This window comes from uncultured Cardiobacterium sp. (genome assembly GCF_938028185.1).
Taxonomy (GTDB): domain Bacteria; phylum Pseudomonadota; class Gammaproteobacteria; order Cardiobacteriales; family Cardiobacteriaceae; genus Cardiobacterium.
Map to the genome: position 1 here is coordinate 1 of NZ_CALJAH010000295.1, position 1,202 is coordinate 1,202.

Below are 1,202 nucleotides of genomic sequence, written 5' to 3' on the forward strand. Positions count from 1 at the left end.
GGGATACAAATTCCAAAAAACGTATGCCTTTGCCTGGTTTGGAAAGAGGTCTAATTTCTGCGTGGCCCTGGGCATGGGCGAACAATTCATCGCCGATATAGGTAATGACTTCCGCGTTTTCGGCGAAGAGCGGCATTTGTTCGGCGACTTTCTTTTCGTCAGCGAGGTTGGAGAAGTGATCGACGAGGTGTTTCAGTTCAAAGCGGTTCTGGATGTCTTGCAGGTTCATGGTTGTTTCCTTTGGGTTGGGATGAAATCAGTAAAGGGTGGCGACGGATTTTTCGATGAGCCAGCTATCGCCGTTTTTTCATGGTTTGCTGATGTTGAGATTGGCGCCGATATATTTTGCCGGGTCGGCGAACAGTTTACAGACGAAATCGGCGATGCTTTTGCGCGACACGGCATGGCCGCATTCGGGTTCACCTTTCGGCGTGAGCTGGTAGTCAATTTCGTCGGCGTCGGTAAACCAGTCGGGGCGGAGGATGGTGTAATCAAGGCCGGAGTTTTCGATGCAGTCAGCGAGGGCGCGGTAGGGGCGGAGGATGTCGCGCACGGGCGTGCCGTAGATGCCGATGGAGCTGATGGCGATGACGCGGCGCACGCCTGTCGCCTGCATCGCGGCGACGATGTTCGCGCCCATGCGGCCGAGGTCGCCGGCGAGGTTGATGTATAGCCATCCACCGAAAGCCTCATACTGTGTTGCGCCGCTTCGCCGTACAACCGCGTACTGTCTTCAGCGGCGCGCCTTGTCTGAAACTTTCGGTGGATGGCTATAAACGATGTCCTGCCCGCGCATTGCCGCTTGCAGCGCAGCGGGGTCAAGCGCGTCGCCCGCGATGGCGGGGTATTGCGGTGGCAAATTGCGCGGCTGGCGGGCAAAAAGGGTGAGGTGCAGCGCCGGGTTTGCGGCGGCGGTGGCGATGACGGTGCGGGCGAGCGAGCCGGTCGCACGCGGTTTGATTAGCCCGGTAGCATCGCATGGGGTTGTGAGGGAAATTCAGCAATGGGGCAGGGCGGATGTATGCAATTCTCACAAAGAGCAAACGTAGGTCGGCCATTTATGCCGACATCGGAAAATGTCGGGCACAAGTGCCCGACCTACGACCGGATTATTCATCTGAACCATGCGACCAGCGTAGGTCGGCCATTTATAGCCATCCACCGAAAGCCTCATACTGTGTTGCGTCGCCTCGCCGTACAAC

2 pseudogenes are annotated in these 1,202 nt (G+C 57.5%); both read right to left on the reverse strand.

Annotated features, from left to right (window positions below):
• A pseudogene (locus Q0349_RS08725) lies at window positions 1-229 on the reverse strand (hypothetical protein); the annotation flags it as partial.
• Window positions 230-307: 78 nt separating this feature from the next.
• A pseudogene (locus tag Q0349_RS08730) lies at window positions 308-997 on the reverse strand (NAD(P)H-binding protein).
• Window positions 998-1,202: the final 205 nt, after the last annotated feature.